Source organism: Streptomyces sp. NPDC058145 (assembly GCF_042884245.1).
Lineage (GTDB): Bacteria > Actinomycetota > Actinomycetes > Streptomycetales > Streptomycetaceae > Streptomyces.
In genome coordinates this window covers 1-1,156 of record NZ_JBHVUH010000024.1, presented here as the reverse complement: position 1 = coordinate 1,156, position 1,156 = coordinate 1, and the positions used below count along the sequence as shown (strand labels likewise).

Below are 1,156 nucleotides of genomic sequence, written 5' to 3'. Positions count from 1 at the left end.
ACCCATCCCTACACCCTGGCCAGCCGAAACTCCCTCGCTGGCGCCTACCAGGCGGCGGGGGACCTGGACCGGGCCACCACTCTGTTCGAGGCCACCCTCGCCCAGTACGAACAGGTGCTAGGAGACACCCACCCCTCCACCCTGGCCAGCCGCAATGACCTCGCTGGCGCCTACCAGACAGCGGGAGACCTGGACCGGGCCACCACTCTGTTCGAGGCCACCCTCTCCCAGTACGAACAGGTACTGGGAGACACCCACCCCTCCACCCTTACCAGCCGAAACAACCTCGCTGGCGCCTACCAAGCAGCAGGGGATCTGGAACGGGCCATCCCATTGTTCGAGGCCACCCTCGCCCAACGCGAGCAGGTACTCGGCAACACCCACCCCAACACCCGGGCCAGCCGCAACCATCTCGCCTACGCTCGCAAATCTGCCGAAACAGCACAGCAACTAGATGCAACAACCTCAGCAACCGACCATGGACTTAGGCATTTCTCAGGCTCTTCCGAGCAACCGGAAAACTCCCACGATCAGTTCTGAACGGAACTACGGCTCAGAAGGTCGCCACACGTCACGAGGCTGCGTACCGCGTGTAGCGAACGGTGGAACTCGGTCGGTTTTCTTCAGCGTCGTCCGGCGGTGAGCCGGCCGTCGAAGGTGATGTCGAAGGCTTGGAGTGCGGCCTTCCAGCGCATGGTCCAGCGTTTGCGTCCGGTGCCGGTCGGGTCCAGGCTCATGACGGCCAGGTAGACGCATTTGAGGGCGGCCTGGTCGGTGGGGAAGTGTCCCCGGGCCCAGACGGCCTTGCGGATCCGTGCGTTGATGCTCTCGATCGCGTTGGTGGTGCAGACGATCTTGCGGATCTCCACGTCGAACCGGAGGAAGGGCACGAACTCCGCCCAGGCCGCTTCCCAGAGCCGGACGATCGCCGGATAGTTCCCGCCCCAGGCGTCGGTGAACTCCACGAACCGCTCCAGCGCGGCCTCCTCGGTCGGGGCGGTGTAGACGGGCCTGAGCGCCTTCGCGATCTTCTCCCAGTCCTGCCGGGCCGCGTAACGGAACGCAATAGGTGAACGACGCAGGTCTGGACGATCGTCGCAGGCCAGACGGTATTCACGGCGTCCGGGAGACCGGTCAGACCGTCGCAGACCAGCAT

At 64.8% G+C, this 1,156-nt stretch carries 1 protein-coding gene and 1 pseudogene; one reads left to right on the top strand and one right to left on the bottom strand.

Going from position 1 to position 1,156, the window contains the following annotated elements; genetic code table 11:
- Window positions 1-540, top strand: a 540-nt coding sequence (locus ACFVVO_RS35780) for a tetratricopeptide repeat protein (RefSeq protein ID WP_390060728.1), incomplete at its 5' end; no start/stop codon positions are given.
- A gap of 83 nt (window positions 541-623) precedes the next feature.
- Here the strand turns inward: ACFVVO_RS35780 and ACFVVO_RS35775 are convergent.
- Window positions 624-1,156 (bottom strand): annotated as a pseudogene (locus ACFVVO_RS35775) (transposase); the annotation flags it as partial.